Annotated in this window: 21 protein-coding genes; 12 read left to right on the top strand and 9 right to left on the bottom strand. The window is 73.5% G+C overall.

Features of this window, described 5'->3' with window-relative positions; all coding sequences use genetic code 11:
• Positions 1–209 precede the first annotated feature (209 nt).
• Positions 210–2,045 carry a lytic murein transglycosylase gene (locus tag ACH5A8_RS00825; protein ID WP_398996539.1) on the top strand — a complete coding sequence of 612 codons (1,836 nt, stop codon included), beginning with the start codon at positions 210–212 and terminating at the stop codon, positions 2,043–2,045.
• A gap of 110 nt (positions 2,046–2,155) precedes the next feature.
• Here the strand turns inward: ACH5A8_RS00825 and ACH5A8_RS00820 are convergent, their stop codons facing one another.
• Together ACH5A8_RS00820 and ACH5A8_RS00815 are read right to left on the bottom strand one after the other, a co-directional pair.
• Entirely contained in the window at positions 2,156–4,798 is a 2,643-nt protein-coding gene (locus tag ACH5A8_RS00820) for an ATP-dependent RNA helicase (RefSeq protein WP_398996537.1), read from the bottom strand.
• A 101-nt stretch (positions 4,799–4,899) separates the two neighbouring features.
• Positions 4,900–5,718 (bottom strand): class I SAM-dependent methyltransferase, encoded by an 819-nt coding sequence (locus ACH5A8_RS00815; protein WP_398998190.1) that lies wholly within the window; start codon positions 5,716–5,718, stop codon positions 4,900–4,902.
• Between the two features lie 372 nt (positions 5,719–6,090).
• Between ACH5A8_RS00815 and rpsA the strand changes: the two genes are divergently transcribed.
• The 4 genes from rpsA (at position 6,091) to ACH5A8_RS00795 (ending at position 9,996) form a co-directional block, all read left to right on the top strand.
• A complete protein-coding gene (gene rpsA, locus ACH5A8_RS00810; RefSeq protein ID WP_398996535.1) occupies positions 6,091–7,581 on the top strand; it encodes a 30S ribosomal protein S1 in 1,491 nt (496 codons plus the stop codon).
• 305 nt (positions 7,582–7,886) lie between these two features.
• A complete protein-coding gene (locus ACH5A8_RS00805) occupies positions 7,887–8,825 on the top strand; it encodes a PAC2 family protein (RefSeq protein ID WP_398996533.1) in 939 nt (312 codons plus the stop codon).
• A gap of 84 nt (positions 8,826–8,909) precedes the next feature.
• The gene (gene coaE / locus ACH5A8_RS00800; protein ID WP_398996531.1) at positions 8,910–9,512 is read left to right on the top strand and encodes a dephospho-CoA kinase; all 603 of its coding nucleotides are present in this window, start codon (positions 8,910–8,912) and stop codon (positions 9,510–9,512) included.
• A 103-nt stretch (positions 9,513–9,615) separates the two neighbouring features.
• Entirely contained in the window at positions 9,616–9,996 is a 381-nt protein-coding gene (locus ACH5A8_RS00795; RefSeq protein WP_398996529.1) for a tetratricopeptide repeat protein, read from the top strand.
• 58 nt (positions 9,997–10,054) lie between these two features.
• Here ACH5A8_RS00795 and ACH5A8_RS00790 read toward each other — a convergent pair whose 3' ends face one another.
• Positions 10,055–10,321 (bottom strand): DUF6343 family protein, encoded by a 267-nt coding sequence (locus ACH5A8_RS00790; protein ID WP_398996527.1) that lies wholly within the window; start codon positions 10,319–10,321, stop codon positions 10,055–10,057.
• Between the two features lie 130 nt (positions 10,322–10,451).
• On the opposite strand from ACH5A8_RS00790, the gene ACH5A8_RS00785 reads away from it, so the two are divergent.
• Together ACH5A8_RS00785 and ACH5A8_RS00780 are read left to right on the top strand one after the other, a co-directional pair.
• Positions 10,452–11,132, top strand: coding sequence for a class I SAM-dependent methyltransferase (locus ACH5A8_RS00785; RefSeq protein WP_398996525.1), 681 nt, complete (start codon positions 10,452–10,454; stop codon positions 11,130–11,132).
• 63 nt (positions 11,133–11,195) lie between these two features.
• On the top strand, positions 11,196–11,600 hold the full coding sequence (locus ACH5A8_RS00780) for a DoxX family protein (RefSeq protein WP_398996523.1): 405 nt from the start codon (positions 11,196–11,198) through the stop codon (positions 11,598–11,600).
• A 58-nt stretch (positions 11,601–11,658) separates the two neighbouring features.
• Here the strand turns inward: ACH5A8_RS00780 and ACH5A8_RS00775 are convergent, their stop codons facing one another.
• Positions 11,659–12,204 carry an RNA-binding S4 domain-containing protein gene (locus ACH5A8_RS00775; RefSeq protein WP_398996521.1) on the bottom strand — a complete coding sequence of 182 codons (546 nt, stop codon included), beginning with the start codon at positions 12,202–12,204 and terminating at the stop codon, positions 11,659–11,661.
• 55 nt (positions 12,205–12,259) lie between these two features.
• Here ACH5A8_RS00775 and ACH5A8_RS00770 point away from each other — a divergent pair, with 55 nt between their 5' ends.
• On the top strand, positions 12,260–13,006 hold the full coding sequence (locus ACH5A8_RS00770) for a uracil-DNA glycosylase (protein WP_398996519.1): 747 nt from the start codon (positions 12,260–12,262) through the stop codon (positions 13,004–13,006).
• Positions 13,007–13,324: 318 nt separating this feature from the next.
• Positions 13,325–13,510, top strand: coding sequence for a hypothetical protein (locus ACH5A8_RS00765; RefSeq protein WP_158690395.1), 186 nt, complete (start codon positions 13,325–13,327; stop codon positions 13,508–13,510).
• A 58-nt stretch (positions 13,511–13,568) separates the two neighbouring features.
• Here the strand turns inward: ACH5A8_RS00765 and ACH5A8_RS00760 are convergent, their stop codons facing one another.
• The 3 genes from ACH5A8_RS00760 to ACH5A8_RS00750 all read right to left on the bottom strand — a co-directional run bounded on the left by ACH5A8_RS00760 (position 13,569) and on the right by ACH5A8_RS00750 (position 17,035).
• On the bottom strand, positions 13,569–15,395 hold the full coding sequence (locus ACH5A8_RS00760; RefSeq protein ID WP_398998188.1) for an ABC transporter ATP-binding protein: 1,827 nt from the start codon (positions 15,393–15,395) through the stop codon (positions 13,569–13,571).
• A gap of 381 nt (positions 15,396–15,776) precedes the next feature.
• Positions 15,777–16,316 (bottom strand): hypothetical protein, encoded by a 540-nt coding sequence (locus ACH5A8_RS00755; protein WP_398996517.1) that lies wholly within the window; start codon positions 16,314–16,316, stop codon positions 15,777–15,779.
• Positions 16,307–17,035, bottom strand: a complete 729-nt coding sequence (locus ACH5A8_RS00750) for an ATP-binding protein (RefSeq protein ID WP_398996515.1) — start codon at positions 17,033–17,035, stop codon at positions 16,307–16,309. Before ACH5A8_RS00750 ends, ACH5A8_RS00755 begins: the two co-directional genes overlap by 10 nt.
• Positions 17,036–17,237: 202 nt before the next feature.
• Here ACH5A8_RS00750 and ACH5A8_RS00745 point away from each other — a divergent pair, with 202 nt between their 5' ends.
• From ACH5A8_RS00745 to ACH5A8_RS00735, 3 genes are all read left to right on the top strand, one after another.
• On the top strand, positions 17,238–18,098 hold the full coding sequence (locus ACH5A8_RS00745; RefSeq protein WP_398996513.1) for a helix-turn-helix transcriptional regulator: 861 nt from the start codon (positions 17,238–17,240) through the stop codon (positions 18,096–18,098).
• A complete protein-coding gene (locus ACH5A8_RS00740) occupies positions 18,099–18,374 on the top strand; it encodes a DUF397 domain-containing protein (RefSeq protein WP_398996511.1) in 276 nt (91 codons plus the stop codon).
• 144 nt (positions 18,375–18,518) lie between these two features.
• Positions 18,519–19,343, top strand: coding sequence for an SAM-dependent methyltransferase (locus ACH5A8_RS00735; RefSeq protein ID WP_398996509.1), 825 nt, complete (start codon positions 18,519–18,521; stop codon positions 19,341–19,343).
• A gap of 129 nt (positions 19,344–19,472) precedes the next feature.
• Here the strand turns inward: ACH5A8_RS00735 and ACH5A8_RS00730 are convergent, their stop codons facing one another.
• Both ACH5A8_RS00730 and ACH5A8_RS00725 read right to left on the bottom strand, forming a co-directional pair.
• Positions 19,473–20,960: a glutamate synthase subunit beta gene (locus ACH5A8_RS00730; protein ID WP_398996507.1), complete on the bottom strand. Its 1,488-nt coding sequence runs from the start codon at positions 20,958–20,960 to the stop codon at positions 19,473–19,475.
• Between the two features lie 186 nt (positions 20,961–21,146).
• Complete coding sequence (locus ACH5A8_RS00725) at positions 21,147–21,848, bottom strand: DUF2293 domain-containing protein (RefSeq protein WP_398996505.1); 702 nt, start codon at positions 21,846–21,848, stop codon at positions 21,147–21,149.
• Between the last annotated feature and the right edge of the window lie 51 nt (positions 21,849–21,899).

The following is a 21,899-nucleotide window of genomic DNA, read 5'->3' as shown; positions in this document are numbered from 1 at the left end:
ATCGCCACACCCCGGCCACCGGTAAGTGGCCAACCGGTGAAAACCGGGCACGAACCGGTCCCGTCACAAAGGAAGTTGTCGTAGGGTCACCTGGGTCGTACAGGCCAAAAAGCTCCACGAGGGCAACCAGTACCGCGGGTCAACCGTCACAACAGGGCGAGCAGGCAGGAACGGACGGACGCTCGGCGTCCACGGGAGGGGTTCACTCCATGGCGGCGCATTTCGGCAGGAGGCTGTACAAGGGAGCGGCGACCACGGCCGTGGCCGCGGTGGCGGTCGCGGCGCTCTCCGCTTCCGAGGCTCCCGGCGCGACGGTCGACGACCCGGCGAGACAGACCGCCGCCGGCGCGACGCCCACCCCCGAGCAGCCCGCCGCCGGCGACACCGCCACCGGCAACTCGCACTACTACACGGCGCTGCCCCCGCTGAACAGCCCCGACCCCGTGCCCACCGCGGGCGCCCCGGCCACCGGCGTGTCCTCCGAGACGGGCATACCCGCCACCGTGCTCGCCGCGTACAAGAAGGCCGAGACCGAACTGCGCGCCGCCAAGCCGGGCTGCAACCTGCCCTGGCAACTGCTCGCCGCGATCGGCAAGGTCGAGTCCGGCCACGCCGGCGGCGGCCGGGTCACCGCCGACGGCACGACGGTCACCCGCATCCTCGGCCCGGTCCTCGACGGCGTCGGGTTCGCGAACATCAGCGACACCGACCACGGCGCCTACGACGGCGACACCAAGTACGACCGCGCGGTCGGCCCCATGCAGTTCATCCCCTCCACCTGGAAGTGGGCGGGCCAGGACGGCAACGGCGACGGCAAGAAGGACCCCAACAACGTCTACGACGCCGCGCTCGCCACCGGCCACTACCTGTGCCGCTTCCACTGGGACCTGGCCGACGCCCGCGACCTCAGGAGCGCGATCCTCAGCTACAACAACTCGCAGGACTACCTGGACACCGTCCTGTCCTGGATGGAGTACTACCGCAGGGGCACCCACTCGATCCCGGACGGGGCCGGCGCCCTGCCGGCCGACCGCGGCGGGAGCGGCGCCACGCCCGGCACCACCCCCCGCCCGTCGTCGCCGTCCACCGGCACGGACACCGGCTCGGGCTCCGGTTCCGGTTCCGGTTCCGGCAAGCCGAGCACACCCGCGAAGCCGCAGACGCCGAGCAAGCCCGGCACACCCGGCGGCGACCCGAGCCCGTCCCCGACCCCGCCGGCGAAGCCGACCCCGCCGCCGAGCCGCACCGACATCGTCGACCACCTGAAGGACGCGGACACACCCGCGCTCACCGCCATGGCGGGCGACGCGTTCGCGCAGCGGATCAGCGCCCGTGCCGAGACGAAGACCGGCAAGTCCGTCGCCAAGGTCAGGGTCCGGTTCGTGATCACCGGGGAGACCGACACCACCTTCGCAGGCGGCGAGAAGGTCGCCACCGTCGCCACCAACGGTTCCGGCGTGGCCGTCGCACCGGCGCTCCAGGCCGGCGAGAAGACCGGGAAGTTCACCGTCCGCGCCCTGGTCGTCGGCCGGGCCGTGTCCGGCATCGACTACACGGCCACCGTCACCGAGCGCGCCGCCGACACCCTCGCCCGCACCGGCGACACCCCCCTCACCTGCGTCCCGGGCGGCGAGTTCGCCGACCGGGTCGAGGTGAAGGCCACCTACAAGGGCGCCGTCGCCGACCGGGTCGCGGCCACCGCCACCCTGGTCAAGTCGGCCGACGACCCCGCCGAGAACGACAAGGGCCCCTACTTCAAGGACGCCGACGGCAAGGCCGTACGCACCCTGAAGGACCTCCACACCGACGCCAAGGGCCTGCTGGAACTGCCGAAGCTGTACGCGGACGACGCCACCGGCACGTTCCTGCTGCGCATCACCACCGCCGGCGGCGCCACGCTGACCGTGGAGCTCACGGTGGCGCCCGCCGGCACGTCGGCCGGCACCGACCCGAGCCCCGGACAGGACGGCAGCGCGAGCCCCGACCCGGACCCGAGCCCGTCGACCGAGCCGAGCGCCTCGACCGGTTCCACCGCGTCCTCGTAGACCGTCCGGCACGGGCACGGCCCGGGGGGCGCCCTCCGCCACGGCGGCAGGGCGTCCGCCGGTTCGCGGGCGAGCCTCCCGGCACACCGGGAGTCACGCGGCGCGATCCCTCAGCGCCTGAGCCGGGCGTTGGTGTGCCGGGTGGGCTCCGCGGTCGCCGGGTCCTCGGGCCAGGGATGCCTCGGATACCGGCCGCGCAGCTCCGCCCGCACCGCCTTGTAGCCCTCCCGCCAGAAGGAGGCGAGGTCGGCGGTGACGGCGGCGGGCCGCCCGGCGGGGGAGAGCAGGTGCACCAGGACCGGCACCCCGGCGACCTCGGGCGAGCGCTCCAGCCCGAACATCTCCTGGAGCTTCACCGCGAGCACCGGCCGTTCGGGGTCCGCGTAGTCGATCCGGATCCTGGAACCGCTCGGCACGGCGATCCGCTCCGGGGCGAGCTCGTCCAGCCGGGCGGCCTCACCGGACGCCCAGGGCAGCAGCCGGGCCAGCGCCTGCCCGGCGTCGATCCGCGCCAGGTCCGCGCGCCGCCGGGCCCGGCTCAGCTCCGGCTCCAGCCACTCGGCCGCGCGCGCGTGCAGCGCGTCGTCGGCGACGTCGGGCCAGGGCTCCCCGAGCCGCCGTCGCAGGAACGCCAGCCGCTGCCTGAGCACACCGGCCTCCGCCGTCCACCGCAGCAGCCCGAAGCCCTCCTGTCGCAGCCCGTCGAGCAGCGCCTCGCGCACGAGTGCGGCGTCGGCTCCGGTGAGCGGGCGCGCCGCCAGCTCGACCGCCCCCAGCCGTTCGACCCGTCGCGCGACGACGTCCCCGCCGGCCCAGCGGACCTCCTCCCGCTCCTCGTGCAGCGCCCCGGCCGCGAGCCGGGCGACGTCCTCGTCGATCGCCGCGGCGAGCCGCACGCGCGCGTGCGCCCTGCCGAGCGGCCGGTCGGCCACGGCGACGGCGATCCAGGGCGACCCCCGCAGGGGCGACCCCTCGCAGAGCTCGGCCCGCGTACCGGAGGCCATCACGTACGACCCGCCGTCGAGCCGCGCGACCCGCTCGGGAAAGGCCAGCGCCCCGACGACCCCCGCGACCCGCTCGTCCGTCACCGCCTCCGCGTGCCCCGCGGGCCTGCCGTCGGTGCCGGGACGCCGGGGGACCGGCCCGTCGGCGGCGCGCTTCGGGGCCTCCCGCGCGTCAGGGGCGGCCGGTCCCGGCCCGGCGGCCGCCCCGCCGCGCCGGCCACCGGCGGGCGGCCGCGCGGCGCCCGACGACGCGTCCCGCAGCCGCCGCACCTCCGCCCGCCACCGCGACGCGTACGCGTCACCCCCGCGCCGGACTCCCCGCAGCACGGCGGCGAGGTCGTCCCCGTACTCCCGCGGCGCCTCCTCGCTCAGCAGCGCCACGACCTCGGCGGCCCGCTCCCCGCCGTCCGGCACGGCGGCCGGGGCGTCGAGCAGGGCCCGGCCCAGGCGCGGATGCACGCCGAGCCGCGCCAGCACGCGCCCCCGCTCCGTGGCCCGGCCGGCAGGGTCCACCGCGCCCACGGCGGTCAGGACCTCCCGCGCCGCGGCCATCGCCCCGCCCGGCGGCGGATCCAGCAGCGCCAGACCGGAGGCGTCCGGATCTCCCCAGCAGGCGGCCTGAAGGGCGAACGCGGTCAGGTCCGCCACCTTGATCTCCGGCGCCGGGAATTGCGGCAGGCGCCCGTCCTCCGCCTCCGCCCAGCAGCGGTACACCGTCCCCGGCGCCTCCCGCCCGGCGCGTCCCGCCCGCTGCCGCCCGGCCGCCTGCGAGGCCCGTACGGTCGTCAGGGCGCTCAGCCCGCGCGCGTGGTCCACCCGCGGCTCCCGGGCGAGGCCGCAGTCGACGACCACCCGCACCCCGGGAACCGTCAGCGACGACTCGGCCACGGCGGTGGCCAGCACCACCCGGCGCCGCCGCCCGGGCGCGAGCACCGCCTCCTGCACGTCCGCCGGCGCGCGCCCGTGCACCTGGAGCACGTCGACGTCGCCGAGGTCCCCCAGCCGCCCGGCGACCCGCCTGATCTCGCCCACGCCCGGCAGGAAGCACAGCACGTCCCCGGTCCGCTCGGCCAGCGCCCGCCGCACCACCGACGCCACATGGGCCGGCAGCGCGGGATCCACCCGCATCCCGTGCGGCGGCCGCACCGGGCGCGCGGGCGGCGCCCACACCACCTCGACCGGATGCGACGCGCCCCGCGCCTCCACCACCGGGGCCCCGCCCAGCAGCCGCGCCCAGCCCTGAGCGTCCGTGGTCGCCGACGCGGCCAGCAGCCGCAGCTCGGGCCGCAGCGTCTCCCGTACGTCCCACAGGAACGCCGCCGCCGTGTCGGCGTCCAGGTGCCGTTCGTGGCACTCGTCGAGCACCACCGCGTCGACGCCGCTCAGCTCCTGGTCGCGCTGCAGCCGCTGGAGCAGCACGCCGGTCGTGACGACCTCCACGCGCGTGCGCGGCCCGACGACGCGCTCCCCGCGGACCGTGTGCCCGACGCTGCCGCCGGGCTTCTCACCCAACAGCCACGCCATCCGCCGGGCCGCGGCCCGCGCCGCGATCCGCCGCGGCTCGGCCACGACCACGCGCCGCGCCGGCCCCTCGCCCAGCAGCCCGGCCAGGGCCAGCGGCACCAGCGTCGTCTTGCCGGTGCCGGGCGGGGCGACCAGCACGGCGGTGCCGTGCCCCTCCAGCGCGTCTTCGAGTGCGGGCAGCGCGCCGCGTACGGGCAGCGCGTCCAGGGCGTCGTAACGGATCACGCTCCCAGTGTCGTACGACGACGAACGGCGCCCCTGAGGACGCCGTTCGTACGACCGTCTGCCCGGTGTGCGGGGGAGCACCCCCGATTCCCCGGACTGCCTCAGTCCCTCTCGCACACGAAGATCGCCGTGCCCGGGATCAGGTGCCCGCGCAGCGGGGACCAGCCGCCCCACTCCGAGGTGTTCCAGTCGGGCCACTCCGGCTCGACGAGGTCCACCAGGCGGAACCCCGACGTCACGACGTCCCGGACCCGGTCTCCCAGTGTGCGGTGGTGCTCGACGTAGACGGCGAGGCCCTCCTCGTCCTGCTCCACGTACGGCGTGCGGTCGAAGTAGGAGGCGGACACCGACAGGCCCTCCGGGCCCGGCTCGTCCGGGAAGGCCCACCGGACCGGGTGCGTGACCGAGAAGACGAACCGTCCGCCCGGCCGCAGCACCCGGCGGATCTCGCGCAGCACCAGCCGCGGGTCGGCGACGAAGGGCAGCGCCCCGTACGCCGAGCACGCCACGTCGAAGGAGCCGTCCGCGAACGGCAGCGCCGCCGCGTCCGCGCACACCAACGGAAACGATCCGCCGATCCGCAGCGCGTGCTGGAGCTGGCGGTGCGACAGGTCCAGGGCCACCGGGCGTGCCCCCTGCGCGGCCAGCCAGCGCGAGCACTGGGCCGCGCCGGCGCCGATCTCCAGGACGTCCTTGCCCTTCAGCTCCTCCGACGGGCCGAGCAGCTCCGCCTCCACCTCGTCCAGGCCCTCGGGGCACCACACGAAACGGTCGTCGCCGAGGAACGTGCCGTGCTCGACCTGGTACTCGTCCGCGTTCCGGTCCCACCAGCCCCGGTTGGCCCGGGCGCTCTCCGTGACGCCCGCCGCGCGCCGGGTGGCCTCGGGCTCGGACGTTTCGAACGGTTCTGGCTCTTGGATGATCGGCTCCCTCGTCGTACTCTTCCGTCCAACCCGCCCCCATGGCGCGCCGCCGGAAGGGGTCGTCCTGGTGTCGGCATGGCCTCGGGAGACAGGTTCTGTGCCGGATATGCGGTGATCCGCCCCGCGTGTGCGGCTTCGCGCATTGACCCTGTCCGGCTGCCCCCGTATGCTACAAGTTGCGCTGCGAGCCTGCGCTCCTCAGACGTAGCAGGCTGCGCTCGCGTCTGTTGTATGTCCCCTCGGTTTTCGAGGCGCCACAAGCGTTTTTGGGTGGTGCTTCTTTGGCTGTCCGGCTTCTTCAGAGCGAAACGGGCTCCTGGCGCAAGCAGTACCTACGACTTCAATGTCCGTACCGGAGCCCTTTCCCACATGACGAGCAGCACCGAGACCACCGCCACCACTCCGCAGGTAGCGGTCAACGACATCGGTAACGAGGAAGCCTTCCTCGCCGCGATCGACGAGACGATCAAGTACTTCAACGACGGCGACATCGTCGACGGCGTCATCGTGAAGGTCGACCGGGACGAGGTCCTGCTCGACATCGGTTACAAGACCGAAGGTGTCATCCCGAGCCGCGAGCTCTCGATCAAGCACGACGTCGACCCGAACGAGGTCGTCGCCGTGGGCGACGAGATCGAGGCCCTGGTCCTCCAGAAGGAGGACAAGGAAGGCCGCCTGATCCTCTCGAAGAAGCGCGCCCAGTACGAGCGTGCCTGGGGCACCATCGAGAAGATCAAGGAAGAGGACGGCATCGTCACCGGTACCGTCATCGAGGTCGTCAAGGGTGGTCTCATCCTCGACATCGGCCTCCGCGGCTTCCTCCCGGCCTCCCTGGTCGAGATGCGCCGTGTCCGCGACCTCCAGCCCTACGTGGGCAAGGAGCTCGAGGCGAAGATCATCGAGCTGGACAAGAACCGCAACAACGTGGTCCTGTCCCGCCGTGCCTGGCTGGAGCAGACCCAGTCCGAGGTCCGCCAGACGTTCCTCACGACCCTGCAGAAGGGTCAGGTCCGCTCCGGCGTGGTCTCCTCGATCGTCAACTTCGGTGCCTTCGTGGACCTGGGTGGCGTCGACGGTCTGGTCCACGTCTCCGAGCTGTCCTGGAAGCACATCGACCACCCCTCCGAGGTCGTCGAGGTCGGCCAGGAGGTCACGGTCGAGGTCCTGGACGTCGACATGGACCGCGAGCGTGTCTCCCTGTCGCTGAAGGCGACCCAGGAAGACCCGTGGCAGCAGTTCGCCCGCACCCACCAGATCGGCCAGGTCGTGCCCGGCAAGGTCACGAAGCTGGTTCCGTTCGGTGCGTTCGTCCGCGTGGACGAGGGCATCGAGGGTCTGGTCCACATCTCCGAGCTGGCCGAGCGCCACGTGGAGATCCCGGAGCAGGTCGTCCAGGTCAACGACGAGATCTTCGTCAAGGTCATCGACATCGACCTCGAGCGTCGTCGCATCAGCCTCTCGCTGAAGCAGGCCAACGAGGCCTTCGGTGCCGACCCGGCCACGGTCGAGTTCGACCCGACCCTGTACGGCATGGCCGCGTCCTACGACGACCAGGGCAACTACATCTACCCCGAGGGCTTCGACCCCGAGACCAACGACTGGCTCGAGGGCTACGAGAAGCAGCGCGAGGAGTGGGAGCGCCAGTACGCCGAGGCGCAGACTCGCTTCGAGCAGCACCAGGCGCAGGTCATCAAGTCCCGCGAGGCGGACGCCCAGGCCGCTGCCGAGGGTGGCGAGGCCGCCGCTCCGGTCGCGTCCGGCGGTTCGTACTCCTCCGAGGGCGGCGACACCTCCGGTGCGCTGGCTTCGGACGAGGCGCTCGCCGCGCTCCGCGAGAAGCTGGCCGGCGGCCAGAGCTGAGCGCTCACCGCTAGGCACTAGCAGCCGATGACCGCGGCCCGCACCCCACCCGGGGTGCGGGCCGCAGTCGTCGTACGGCGGATCCCGTCGTGCCGAGCTCCTTCCGTACCGAGCCTCTCGCACGGAGCGGGCCGGCCCTCGCACGGGCCGGGCCCCGCCGCACGGGGCGGACCCGTGGTACGAGGCGGACCCTCCCGTCCGGGACGCCCCCGTCAGGTGCGCTTCCGCACGCGACCACCTGAGCGGGGAATGTCCGCGTCCCGCTCCTCGTTGTGAACCTACGAACACGAGGAGGGGCGGTCACAGTGCTTGATCCGCAGGGTTTGTACGCATGGGAGCCGAAGGGCCTGGCAGTCGTCGACATGGCGCTGGCCCAGGAGTCGGCCGGCCTTGTCATGCTCTACCACTTCGACGGATACATCGACGCGGGCGAGACCGGCGACCAGATCGTCGAGGGGCTGCTCGACTCGCTGCCCCACCAGGTCGTGGCGCGGTTCGACCACGACCGGCTCGTCGACTACCGGGCGCGCCGCCCGCTGCTGACCTTCAAGCGCGACCGCTGGACCGAGTACGAGGAGCCCACCATCGAGGTGCGCCTCGTCCAGGACGCGACCGGCGCGCCCTTCCTGCTGCTGGCCGGACCCGAGCCGGACGTGGAGTGGGAGCGGTTCGCGGCGGCCGTGCGGCAGATCGTCGAGCGCCTCGGCGTGCGCCTCTCGGTCAACTTCCACGGCATCCCCATGGGCGTCCCGCACACCCGCCCGGTGGGCCTCACCCCGCACGGCAACCGCAGCGACCTCGTCCCGGGCCACCGCAGCCCCTTCGAGGAGGCGCAGGTGCCGGGCAGCGTCGAGGCGCTGCTGGAGTACCGCCTGATGGAGGCCGGCCACGACGCCCTGGGCGTCGCCGCGCACGTGCCGCACTACATCGCCCGGTCCGCCTACCCCGACGCGGCCCTGACCGTCCTGGAGGCCATCACCTCGGCCACCGGCCTGGTCCTGCCCGGCCTCGCCCACTCCCTGCGCAACGACGCCCACCGCACCCAGACCGAGATCGAGCGGCAGATCCGGGAGGGCGACGACGAACTCACCTCCCTCGTCCAGGGCCTCGAGCACCAGTACGACGCCGCTGCGGGCGCGGAGACCCGGGGCAACATGCTCGCCGAACCCGTCGAGATCCCCTCCGCGGACGAGATCGGCCGAGAGTTCGAGAAGTTCCTCGCCGAGCGCGAGGGCGACAACTGAGACGTGACCGCGAAGGCCGCCGCGGGACCGGTGGACACGATCCCGCCGGGCGCGCCGCGGCGACCGGGGCCTAAGCTGCCGCTCATGCTGAAGGTAGGCCTGACCGGGGGCATCGGAGCCGGTAAGAGCGAGGTGTCGCGGCTGCTCGTCGAGCACGGGGCCGTGCTGATCGACGCCGACCGCATCGCACGCGAGGTCGTCGCCCCGGGCACCCCCGGTCTGGCGGCGGTCGTCGAGGCCTTCGGCCGGGAGGTGCTCGCCGCCGACGGCGGCCTGGACCGGCCCAGGCTCGGCTCCGTCGTCTTCGCCGACCCGGACAAGCTGGCCGTGCTGAACTCGATCGTGCACCCGATGGTCGGCGCCCGCTCCCGCGAGCTGGAGGAGGCCGCCGCCGAGGACGCCGTCGTCGTCCACGACGTCCCCCTCCTCACCGAGAACGGCCTCGCCCCGCTGTACGACCTGGTGATCGTGGTCGACGCCGCCCCCGAGACCCAGCTCGACCGGCTCGTACGGCTGCGCGGTATGACCGAGGAGGACGCCCGCGCCCGCATGGCCGCGCAGGCGACGCGCGAGGAGCGCCGGAAGATCGCCGACGTGGTCATCGACAACGACGTGCCGCTGGAGGAACTGCGCGAGCGGGTGGCGGAGATCTGGGACGGGCTCGTACGGCGGGCGCACACCCCTTGACCGGCTCCGGGACCGGCACTCCCCGCCGGCCCCGGCGCGTCCCTGAGGAATAGGGGCCGACGGACAGGGCGTTGAACCCGGTCGGCGAGGGAAGGAATGTGCCGTGCCCGACACCAGCGGTTCGCCCGGACGTGCTCCGGAGACGTACGTCATCGACTTCCGTGCCGCCGAGCGACTGCTCGCCGCACGTGATCCGCGGGGCGCGGTGAAGCTGCTCGACCGGGTCATCTCCGCGCACCCGGAGAACACCGCGGCGCGTCTGCTGCGCGCCCGTGCCTTCTTCGCGGCGGCGCAGCTCAGACCCGCGGAGCTGGAGTTCACCGTCGTCCTGGAGCGGGAGCCGGACAACGCGTTCGCGCACTTCGCGCTCGGCCGCACCTACGAGCGCCAGGGCCGCCCCGACCAGGCCAAGCGGCACTTCCGCCTGGCCGCCGCGCTGGACCCGAACCCGGAGTACCTGCAGCGGGCCCGCTTCGACGCCTGAGCCGCCGCCGTCCGGCCGCTTGACCCGCCGACCGCCTGAGCGCACGGCCCGTGCCGCGCTACGGGCGCCGGTGCTCCGGCGGCTGGTACGGCGGCACGTCGCGGCCCGGCTGGTAGTGCGGGCCCTGCCGCAGATGCCGGACGATCAGCGTGAAGTCGACCGCGATCACCAGCCACAGCAGCCCGCAGGCCGCGGCCCACCCGGGCCGCCCGACCAGCATGAACGCGGCCGTGCCGAACATCGCCCAGACCAGCCCCCACACGCTCAGCCACAGCCGCGCCCGCAGAGCACTGCGCGCGGTCGTCGGCTCACTACCGGTACGCATCACCGCTCACCACTCCTCTTTGCACCGTACTCCTCCTCCGCCCCGCACTTCCGCTCACTCGTACGGGTGAACCAGTGCGAGAGGGGAACGGGCGTCGGACACGGTCCGTTGTCCGGGCATGGAGCTGAAGATGCGTCAGGGGTATCAGGGGACGGGACCGGGAGCGATCACGCCGGACGGCTGCGCGGTCGAGCTCTACAGCCGGGTGCCCGTCGGGGACGAGCCGGACATCATCGCCGCGGCCGTGCCGGCGGGCGCGCACATCCTGGAACTGGGCTGCGGGGTGGGCCGCGTGACCCATCCGCTGCTGGACCGCGGCTTCACCGTCACCGCGGTGGACGAGTCACCCGAGATGCTGCGGCGGGTGCGTGGGGCGCGGACCATATGCAGCCCGATCGAGCAGCTGGACCTGGGGGAGACCTTCGACGTCGTGATGCTGGCGTCGTTCCTCGTGCACGCGGGCGACATCGAGGTGCGGCGGGGGCTGCTGCGCGCCTGCGCCGAGCACGTCGCCGAGGACGGCTGCGTGCTGATCCAGCGGGAGGGGGCGGACTACCACACGGATCTGCCCCGCGAGCGGGTGGACCCCACCGGCTTCACGGTGCGGATCGTGTCGGCCGAACCGGTCGGCGACGGAGTGAACTCGGTCCGCGTGGAGTACGAGTTCCCGGACGCCACCTGGACCCAGACGTTCCTGTCCCGGCCGCTGAGCCGGGAGCAGTTCGAGGAGGCATTGGCGGAGGCGGGGCTGAAGGTCGACAGATACCTGACGGAGGACGGGATCTGGGTGCGGGCGGTGCCCATGCGATGAGTTTCCCGGCGCGGACCGGTCTACCTCTGCGACAGCACGGCACCCCGCTTCCCGGAGGAACCCATGTCCGAGACCGTCGCCCCCGCCCCGTCCGTCGCCCTGCGGGCCCTGCGCGTGGTGCAGGTGGCACTGGCCCTGTTCTACGGCCTGGCGAGCGCGCTGCCCAAGCTCATCGCACACCCCTCGGCGGTGGAGTCCTTCGACCGGATGGGCTGGAGCAGCGCGGGCATGTACACCATCGGTGTGCTGGAGCTGGCCGGGGCCGTGGCCCTGCTGGTCCCGTTGCTCCAGTCGGTGGCGGCGCTGGCGCTGGCCGCGCTGATGGTCGGCGCGTTCGTCGTCCAGCTCACGGCCTTCGACGGGGAGAACGCGGCGACTCCGCTCGTCCTGCTCGTCCCCCTCGTCGTCATCGCCTGGATGCGCCGCGACCACAACGCGCGACTGCTGCGCCGGTACCCGCGCTCGTGACGCCGGCGGCCGAAGCCCGGGAAGTTCGCCGGCACCCGGACTCGGCGCGGGGCGGGCGTCAGTCGCTCCGTGGGCGGCCCGCCGGGCCGCTGGAGCCGTCCAGGCCACCCATGTCGCGCAGACGCTCCAGCTCGCGGCGGTCGCGCTTGGTGGGGCGGCCGGCGCCGCGGTCGCGGACGGCGACGGGGGCCACCGCCTCGCGGGGCGGGGGCGGCGGGGAGTTGTCGACGTAGCACTGCACGGCCACAGGGGCGCCGACGCGCTTGCGGATCAGCCGGGTGACGACGACGATCCGCTCCCGCCCCTCGCCGCCCCGCAGCCGCACCTCGTCGCCGACCCGGACGGAGTGGGCGGGCTTCACCCGTTCCCCGTTCACCCGGACGTGGCCGCCCCGGCAGGCGGTGGCGCCGACGGAACGCGTCTTGACCAGGCGGACGGCCCAGATCCAGCTGTCGATCCGCACGGTCTCGCCGCTCGCCGGACCGGCCGCCTCGGCGGCGGCGACGGCGGCGGCGACCTTCGGGTCCACGGCGGTCACGGACGGGACGGCGGAGCCTTCCCCGCCGCCCTCCTGCCCACGGTCCATCTCGTCCTCCCAAGCCATGGCCTCGACCTTAGTCTCTCGGGCCGCCCGCGCCGCGCGAATTTACGGTGGAACCATGGGCAACGGCATGGGCATGGACACGGAGAGCAGCAGCCTCGCCGCGCTGGACCGGCGGGTGACCGAGTGCCGGGCCTGTCCGCGCCTGGTGGCCTGGCGGGAGGAGGTGGCCCGGACCAAGCGGGCCGCGTTCGCCGACTGGACGTACTGGGGCCGGCCGGTGCCGGGCTTCGGGCCGCCGGACGCCCGGCTGCTGATCGTGGGACTCGCCCCGGCCGCGCACGGCGCCAACCGCACCGGGCGCATGTTCACCGGGGACCGCTCCGGGGACGTCCTCTACCGGGCGCTGTACGACCTGGGGCTCGCCTCGCAGCCCACCGCCGTCTCCGCCGACGACGCACTGGAGCTGTACGGGGTGCGGGTGACCTCGCCCGTGCACTGCGCCCCGCCCGCCAACAAGCCGACACCCGGTGAGCGGGACACCTGCCGCCCGTGGCTGGTCCAGGAGCTGCACCTGCTGCGCCCCACCCTCCGGTCGGTCGTCGTCCTGGGCGCCTTCGGCTGGCAGGCCGCGCTGCCGGCGTTCGCCGCGGCCGGCTGGACGGTGCCCCGCCCGCGTCCCGCCTTCGCCCACGGCGCCCGGGTGCCGCTCGACGGCCTCGACGTCTTCGGCTGCTTCCACGTCAGCCAGCGCAACACCTTCACCGGCCGGCTCACCACCGAGATGCTCCGGGAGGTCCTGCGTACGGCGGCGCGGACGGCGGGCCTGCCGACCGCCCCACCCGGCGACCGCCGGGAGAAGTGACCCCGCCCGGAGCCCCCCGCGCAGGCCCGCCCGCGGAACCCACTCGCGCTCGGCCGCAGACCCGCTCCGCAGAGCCCATTCGGCGGGAGCCGCAGGTGCCGCCCACCGTTCCGTCGTGGCACCGTCGCGCGTGCTCTCCAGGAACACGGCACGTTCCCAATACGGCGCGGAAAGTGATCGGTTGCGCCAGAAGTGTGAGGTCGGACGCACTTTTGGCATGGAACTCGTGTCGGGTACGTCTCAGTAGCGTCACCGAGCGAGTCGTTCACCCCATGCTTGGCGTTTAAATCTCCGAGTACGACATTGTGGAGGTGCAGGGTGAACGGGCGAACGGTGCTCGAGCGCTTTCCCGCCGGCGGGCCGCGCGGGTCATGGCCGGCGGAGGAGTTCGCGCATGCGCGGCGTCTGGAGGGCCTGCCGGCGGAGGTCGTGATGGACCTCGCGACGGACACCTTCCTGGTGATCGTCCGCGGCGGGGACGGCGGCGGTGACGTGAGTGCCTGAGCGGCGCCGACGGCCTCAAGGATGACGTGAACACGACCCTCGGTGAGGCCGAGCCCGGTCAGCCCGCCTCCGGGGCGGCCGGGGCCGGGACCTTCGCCGCGAACTGCTCCGCCTGAAGCGCGTACAGCTCCGCGTACAGGCCGCCGGTGGCCAGCAGCTCCTCCGGCGGACCGGACTCCACCAGCCGGCCCTGGTCGAGGACGTGCACCAGGTCGGCGTGGCGCACGGACGCCAGCCGGTGCGTGATCAGCACCACCGTCTGTCCGCTGTCCGCCAGCCCTCTGATCCGCTCGAACACCTCCAGCTCGGCGCGGGCGTCGAGCGCCGCCGTCGGCTCGTCCACGATCAGGATCCGGCCGCGCCGGTAGGCGGCCCGCGCGATGCCCAGCCGCTGCCACTGGCCGCCGGACAGCTCGTGCCCGCCGCTGAAGTCGCGCGCCAGGAGGGTGTCCAGCCCGCGCGGCAGATCCGCGACCACGTCCTCGGCGCCCGCGTCGGCGACCGCCGCCGTCAGCCGCTGCTCGGTGAGCGGCACGGAGGACCGGCCCACCGCCACATTGACCCGCGCGGTGAACGGCCAGCGCTTGAAGTCCTGCGCCACCATCGCGATCCGCTCCGCGAGCGCGTGCCGGTCCGCGCCCGCCGCGTCCACACCGTCCCACAGGATCCGGCCCCGGTCCGGGGTGTAGAGCCCGGCCAGCAGCTTGACCAGGGTCGTCTTGCCGGAGCCGTTCTCGCCGACCAGGGCGACGATCCGGCCGAGCGGGATCGTCAGGGACACGTCGTCCAGCGCCGGGCGGGAAGCCTCACCGTCGGCCGGGTAGCTGAAGCTCACGTCCTCGAACCGGATCTCGCGCGGGTCCTCCGGCAGCGGCTGCCCGCCGCTAGGGATCGCGCGCTTGGCGGCCTCGGTGTACAGGCGCTGCAGATCGCCGACGAACAGCGCCTCCTCGTGCAACTGGTTGACCTCCAGGACGAGGGTGTCCAGGCTCGCCGAGCCGGTCCGGATCGCGATGACCGCCGTACCGGCCACGGACAGCGCCATCGCCCCGGCCAGCAGCAGCGCGCCGAGCGTCGCGTACGTCGCCACCGTCGCCAGCCCCGTCCAGGCCGCCGCGAACAGCCCCGTGCGGGCCGCCAGCCGGGCCAGCCGGGCCTGCTCCGCCTCGGCGGTCTCCGACATCTGCCGGTAGTGCCGCAGCAGGAACGGCCCCACGCCGTGCACCCGGATCTCCGGGGCCGCCGCCGGTTCGGTGAGCAGCCCGCTGAGCAGGTGGCCCGCGCGGGCGTGCTGCACCCAGGTGTGGAAGGACGCGTAGCGCCGCCGGGCATTGGTCAGCGCGCTCCACGCGCTCGGCAGGGTCATCGTCACCAGCAGCGGAAGCAGCACCCAGTGCAGCACGGTCAGCACGCCCGCCGCCGCGACCAGCGAGATCATCGCGTTCACCACGCGCGTGCCGTACGTGATCATCCGGCGGGCGGAGGAGGCGCCGTACTGCGCGGTGTCCAGCAGTTTGTGGAAGGCGTGGTCCTCGATGGCGGACAGTTCCACCCCGGCCGCCCGTTCCAGGTACAGCTCGGTCGCCACCCGCTCGACCTTCGGCTCCAGCCGGCCGGTGGCGTGCGTCGAGGCGGCCCGCAGCAGGGCGCCGACCAGCATCACCGCCGCCATGACCACCAGCGCCGGCACGGCGCCGCGCAGCCGGTCCTCCAGCGGGCCGCCGCCGATCACCCGGCTGAGCACGCTGTTCACCGCGAGCAGGCTGACCGCCTGCGCGCCGCCCCGAACGGTCTCCGCGGCCAGCACCGTGTTCGTCGCCCGCCGGTCCGCCTGCCGGGCCAGCCGGAAGCTGGCGGCCAGCAGACCGGGCAGCCGCCGCACCATGCCCCGGAAGTTCAGCTCCAGGAAGGCGTCGTTGTGCTGGCTCCAGCCGGTGTCGTAGCGCAGCGGGCCACCGAAGAGCAGGCGCTCGGACTCGGAGACCTCGGGTGCGGGTGTCCTGGGTGTGGTCTTCCTGCCGCGTCGCACGCGCCTCAGTTCCACCGACGGCCTCCCCGGTCGCGAATGGAGGCCACTATCGCGGCGCGGGCCGGTCCGCGGCAGGGCGCGTGGCGCGGCGGCCGAAGCGCGCGGGAGCGTACGGCTCCCCGGCACGCGGACGCACAAGCGGCTCATGTGCCGTGCGGCTCACCCGCTCGTGCGGCTCACCCGCTCGTGCGGCTCACTCGCTCGTGCGGCTCACTCGCTCCCGTCGGTCCGCCCGCTTCACGCGTCGACCGGCCGGGACCAGGCCGGTGTCGTGTCCGTCACCCGGCACAGCGCCAGGTAGAGCGGGATCGGCGGGGTGTAGGGCACCGTGCCGGCCGGCCGGTGGGTGAGGGCGGGGAGCCGGTCCGTGCCCCCGGTGCCGGGAAGGACGGCGCCGGTGGCGTAGTGCGCGGCGGCGGGCCACCGCAGGGCGTAGTCGGAGTCGGCCGGGACGATGAACCACCAGTGCGTCTCGTCGGCGTAGACGCAGCCCACGCGCGGCAGCCGGGGCATCAGCGAGGGGCCGAGGCGGGCGGGCACGGCGACGGCGTCGCAGCCCAGCGGGAGCGTCATGCCGTCGGGCAGCGGCAGCCTGCGGGGCGTGCCGGAGGATCCGGGCCTCCCGTCGGCGCCCGGGCCCTCTCCTCCGGCCGCGCCGGCTCGGCCGCGCGGCGCGACGCCGTCCGCCGCGGCGGACGTGCGCGTCCCGCGCCCCAGGCGCACGAGGGTGTCCAGGCTCAGTACCTGTCCGGGGCCGGAGCCGCCGCTCACAGCCATACGGCCCCCGTTCCGTGTGTCGTCGTGTGCGGTGCGGCGTGCCGTGTGGTGGGCGCGGTCTTGGACGCGTCCTCGGTGTCCCGGTGCGGGTGCGGGCGACCGTCCGGTGCGGGCTTGGGCGCCCCCCAGCCGAGGTCGCCGCGGGCCTCGTGGCCGGCACGGGACGCCGACGCCGAGGGCGTCTCGCGGCCGTCGCCGAATCCGGCCTCCTGGCCGGGGCACGCCGTCGGGGCGGACGTGTGCGGCAGTTCCGCCCACACCACGAGCCCCGGGCCGTGCTCCCGCGTGCCCCAGGCGTGGCACATGGCCTCCACCAGCATCAGCCCCCTGCCGTGCTCCTCCTCCGGGCGCTGCGGGGACGGGTGAGGTTCGCCCGGCGCGCAGCCCTCGTCGCGCACGGCTATGCGCACCAGGCCGGCGCCATCGGTCAGCTCGCAGACGACATGGCTGCTCGCGGTGTGCACGATCGCGTTGGTGACCAGTTCCGAGACGACCAGAACCGCGGTGTCGCAGGTGTCCTCGCACACCGACCAGCCGGTCAACCGGGCCCTGGTCAGGCGTCTGGCCTGGGCCGGGGAACCCGGGTGTGCGGCCAGCTCGAAACGGAACCGGCGCTGTGCGGCGGTCGCGTCGGGGCCCGTTGCCGTGGGGGCGCCGGGGTCGAGAAGGCCCGCGGCGGCGGCTGTTCCTAAGGGCGGGGACGGAATCACGCTTGCCACTATCGCCCCCGCCTCGAACACTTGGCAAGGGTCACTCTGAAAAATGCAGAGTGCTGTATGACGCGGTGAGGGGGCGTGGCAGACTGCTCGCAACAGCACGTCGCGCGGCGCCAGTTCGGATCGGCGAGGATCCACCGGGTCTTCGAACGGATCTTCGGATGGCGCCGCAGGGCTGTCGGGACTCTTTGGTGGAGGTGGGGCGGTGAGCGAACCGCGGTCCGCGCCGACCGTCGGGCAGGTCGTGCTCGGCCGGCGCCTGCTCGACCTGCGGGAACGCGCGGGGCTCAAGCGCGAGGAGGCGGCCCGCGTCCTCAGGGTCGCCCCCGCCACGATCCGCCGTATGGAGATGGCCGAGGTCGCCCTCAAGATCCCGTACCTGCAACTGCTGCTGAAGGCGTACGGCGTTCCCGACGACGAGGCCGAGGCCTTCGTGCAACTGGCCGAGGACGCCAACCGGCCCGGTTGGTGGCAGCGGTTCCACGACATCCTGCCGGGCTGGTTCTCGATGTACGTCAGCCTGGAGGGCGCCGCCTCGCTCATCCGGTCCTACGAGCCGCACTTCGTGCCCGGGCTGCTGCAGACCGAGGACTACGCGCGCGGGGTGCTGGAGTCGGGCGCCGTCGGGCAGACCAGCCCCGAGGACATCGAGCGCCATGTCGCGTTGCGCATGCGGCGTCAGGAACTGCTCACCCGTTCCGACGCGCCGAGGTTCTGGGCCGTGCTCGACGAGACCGCGCTGCGCCGCCGGGTCGGCGGCCCGGAGGTGATGCGCGCCCAGATCGACAGATTGCTGGACGCCACGAAGCTGCCCAACGTGACGCTGCAGGTCGCCCCGTTCTCCTCGGGGCCGCACCCGGGCACGTACGGGCCCTTCGTGCTGTTCCGATTCGCCGTGCCGGAACTTCCCGACATGGTCTACAGCGAGTACCTGACCGGCGCCGTCTACCTGGACGCGCGCAGCGAGGTGGCGACCCACCTCGAGGTCATGGACCGCATGGCGGCGCAGGCCGCCACGGCACATCGCACGAAGGAGATCCTCCGGGATCTCCGCAAGGAGCTGTGAATGGATCGCACGACGTCCCAGTCCGGGCCGCGGTTTCGCGGTGACCGGATCTACAACGGCATGCCTGCCCGGGACCTGGGCAGCGAGGGCTGGCACAAACCCTGGAGCGGCGGCAACGGGGGCAACTGCCTGGAGGCGATGAAGCTGGCCGACGGCCGGATAGCGGTGCGCCAGTCCACCGACCCGGACGGACCGGCCCTCATCTACACCACCGACGAGATGAACGCGTTCATCCAGGGCGCCAAGGCCGGGGAGGCTGATTTCCTCCTCTCCTGACCGGCTCTTGCTGTCTTTCTTTGCTCAACTTCCTAATCTTGGCACTGACTTGATTGCTCCTGCTTCCTCTCTCACTTCCGCATCCCCTTCGTCTCCGTCATCTCCTTCATCCCCTTCGGACCTCACACGCTTACGGAGCGCCGTATGACCGGGCAGGACGCCGACCCCGTCCAGGACTCGACTCGGATCGACACCAGCAAGCCGCATCCCGCGCGTATGTACGACTGGTACCTCGGGGGCAAGGACAACTACCCGGTCGACGAGGAGATGGGCCGCCAGATGGTGGCCATCAACCCGCGCGTACCGATCGTGGCCAAGGCGAACCGCGCGTTCATGCACCGCGCCACCCGCTGGCTGGCCGGGAACGGAGTACGGCAGTTCCTCGACATCGGCACGGGTATACCGACCGAGCCGAACCTGCACCAGGTGGCCCAGCAGATGGCGCCCGACGCCCGCGTCGTCTACTGCGACAACGATCCCATCGTGCTGGCCCACGCGGCGGCCCTGCTGCGCGGCACCCCCGAAGGGGTCACCGAGTACCTGCAGGCCGACGTGCGGGATCCGGCCATCATCCTGGAGAGGGCGCGCAAGGTCCTGGACCTCACCCGGCCCGTGGCGCTCTCCCTGATCGCGCTGCTCCATTTCGTCCCCGACGAGGAGGGGGCGCACCGACTCGTGCGCCGGCTGCTGTCCGAACTCCCGGCCGGCAGCTACCTGACGATGACCCACGCCACCGCCGACTTCACCCCCGAGGAGCAGTCGGCGGAGGCCACGGAGAAGCTCAAGGCGGCCGGCGTCACCCTGGTCCTGCGCTCCCGCGCCGAGTTCGCCCGCTTCTTCGACGGCCTGGAACTCGTCGAACCCGGTGTCGAGGTGCTCCACAAGTGGCACCCGGAGCTCGGCGAGCCGGTGCCGGGCCAGGACGACGGGATCATGGCGGGCTACGGGGCGGTGGCCCGCAAGCTGTAGGGCGCGGCGGCCTGGGATGCCCGTGACGGCGTGGGACCGGTGCGGGCATGACTCCGTGACGGCGCGGCAGTGCGACGGTGTGGCGGTGTGGCTTCTGTGGGCGTGCAGGCAGGAGGTCCGACTGTCCGACTACACGTTCATCGGTCGGTCGTACGGTCCGATCGGCGTCGGCAGTCGTGAACTGCCCGTCAGATGGCGGTCGACCGCCGCCGCCACCGCACGCCCTTCCGCGATCGCCCACACGATGAGCGACTGCCCGCGCGCGGCGTCCCCGGCCACGAACACGCCGGGGACGTTCGTCGCGAACCCGGGGTCCCGGACGATCGTGCCGCGCGGCGTCAGTTCGAGCTCCAGCTGGTCGATCAGACCGTCGCGCCGGTCGGGCCCCGAGAAGCCGAGCGCGAGCAGCACGAGATCGGCCGGGAGGATGCGCTCGGTGCCGGGCAGCGGACGCCGTCCGGCGTCCACCTCGACCAGGTGGAGCTCGCGCACGTGCCCGTCCGCGTCACCGGTGAAGCGCAGCGTCGACGCCGCGAACAGCCGCGCGTCGGCGTCGGCGGCGGGCGCCGTCCGCAGCTCCCCGGCCTCCTGGTGCGCCGCAGAGAGCCGGTAGACCTTCGGGTAGGTCGGCCACGGATCGGTGTCCTCGTCGCGCTCCGCGCCGGGCTGCGCGTAGATGTCGAGCTGGGTCACCGACGCGGCGCCCTCGCGCACCGCCGTTCCCAGGCAGTCGGCCCCCGTGTCGCCTCCGCCCACGATGACCACGTGCCGGCCCGCCGCGGACAGCGGCGAGACCTCGATGTCCCCCTCGCACACCCGGTTGGCCAGCGGCAGATACTCCATCGCCTGATGGACTCCCACCAACTCCCTTCCCGCCACGTCCAGTTCCCGCCAGGCCGTGGCCCCGGTGGCGATCACCACGGCGTCGTGGCGCGCCCGCAGCTCCGCCGCGCCGACGTCCCGCCCGACCGCCGTGGCCGGGCGGAACTTGGTCCCCTCGGCCCGCATCTGCTCCAGCCGGCGTTCCAGATGCCGCTTCTCCATCTTGAACGCGGGGATGCCGTAGCGCATCAGTCCGCCGATCCGGTCGTCCTTCTCGTACACGGCGACCGTGTGTCCGGCCCGGGTCAGCTGCTGGGCCGCGGCGAGCCCCGTCGGCCCCGAGCCGATCACGGCGACGGTCCGGCCCGACAGCCGGTCCGGCGGGCGCGGCGGGGAGAAGCCCTCCTCCCAGGCCCGGTCGGCGATGGCGCACTCGATGTTCTTGATGGTGACGGCCGGCTGGTTGATCGCCAGCACACAGCCCGCCTCGCACGGCGCGGGACACAGTCGGCCGGTGAACTCGGGGAAGTTGTTGGTGGCGTGCAGCCGGTCGGCGGCCGCCCGCCAGTCCTCCCGGGAGACCAGGTCGTTCCACTCCGGGATGAGGTTGCCCAGCGGGCAGGCGTGGTGGCAGAACGGGACGCCGCAGTCCATGCAGCGGTCGGCCTGCTTGCTGATGATCGGCAGCAGCGCACCCGGGACGTACACCTCGTCCCAGTCCCGGACCCGCTCCTCGACCGGCCTGCGGGGCCACTCCCGGCGGGGCGTGGACATGAAACCCTTGGGATCGGCCATGGCCGTCCCCCTTGCGTACGTGCGTGCGTGCTCGCGTCGTCGGGCGGCGCTCTCCCGGTCACGATACGTCGGCCGGGCCGCACACGCAGAGCGCGCGCCGCCCGCTGTTTGCCCTCCGCCCGCCGCGCCTGCCGCCGGGCGGCGGCAGGCCGTGTGTGGCGGCCGGTGCCGCCGTCCGGCGCCGGCTCACTCAGCCGGTACACCCGTCCGCGGCTCGCGCCACGCCTGGAGGACGGCGTCCACGTCCGCCGCTATCCGCCGCCGGGCCTCGTGCCGGACCACACCGGCCATCAGCAGCCGGTCGTACGGGGTGTCCAGGTGCCGTACGGACGCCCGCACCGCCCAGAGGACCGCGCCCTCGGACAGCGCCCGGCCCGCCGCGCTGCGCCCGACCCGCCCGCTGCCGCGCACCGAGGCGTGGGCGGCTATGCCCTGGGCCCGGTCCGGCGGGCACCGGGGGAACAGCCGCAGGATCTCCGCCGCGAACGCCTCCGCGAACCGTGCGTCCTGAGCCGCCCGCGACCGCGCGTCGCGGGCCCGGCGGCGGCGACGTGCCTCGGCGTCCGCCAGACATCGTGCCTCGGCCCGGGCGAGGGCCGCCTCCTCGACGAGGACGCCCTGCCGCTCGTACCGGCTCCTTCGCCGGTTGTACCGCACGACGACCGCGGACAGCGCGCTCTCCTCCCGCGACCTGCGCGTCAGCGCCGTGTCACCGCGCGGCAGGAAGACCAGGTGCCCGAGATCGGCGCACACCAGGCAGCGGGGCGCACCCTCCTCCAGGACGAGCAGGGACAGCGGACCACGGCGGCACCGGGCGCAGCGTCTGCCCCGCGACGGCTGGACGACCACAAGCCCGAGGCGGGGCGTAGGAGTTGGGAGACGCGCCATGCGGAAGTCATTCCCCGCGCCGCCGCGGGACGCACTCGTACCGGCCGGGGA

The organism is Streptomyces sp. NPDC018610, from assembly GCF_044391765.1.
Lineage (GTDB): Bacteria > Actinomycetota > Actinomycetes > Streptomycetales > Streptomycetaceae > Streptomyces.
The sequence above is the reverse complement of the archived record's forward strand: the minus strand, read 5'-3'. Positions and strand labels throughout refer to the sequence as shown.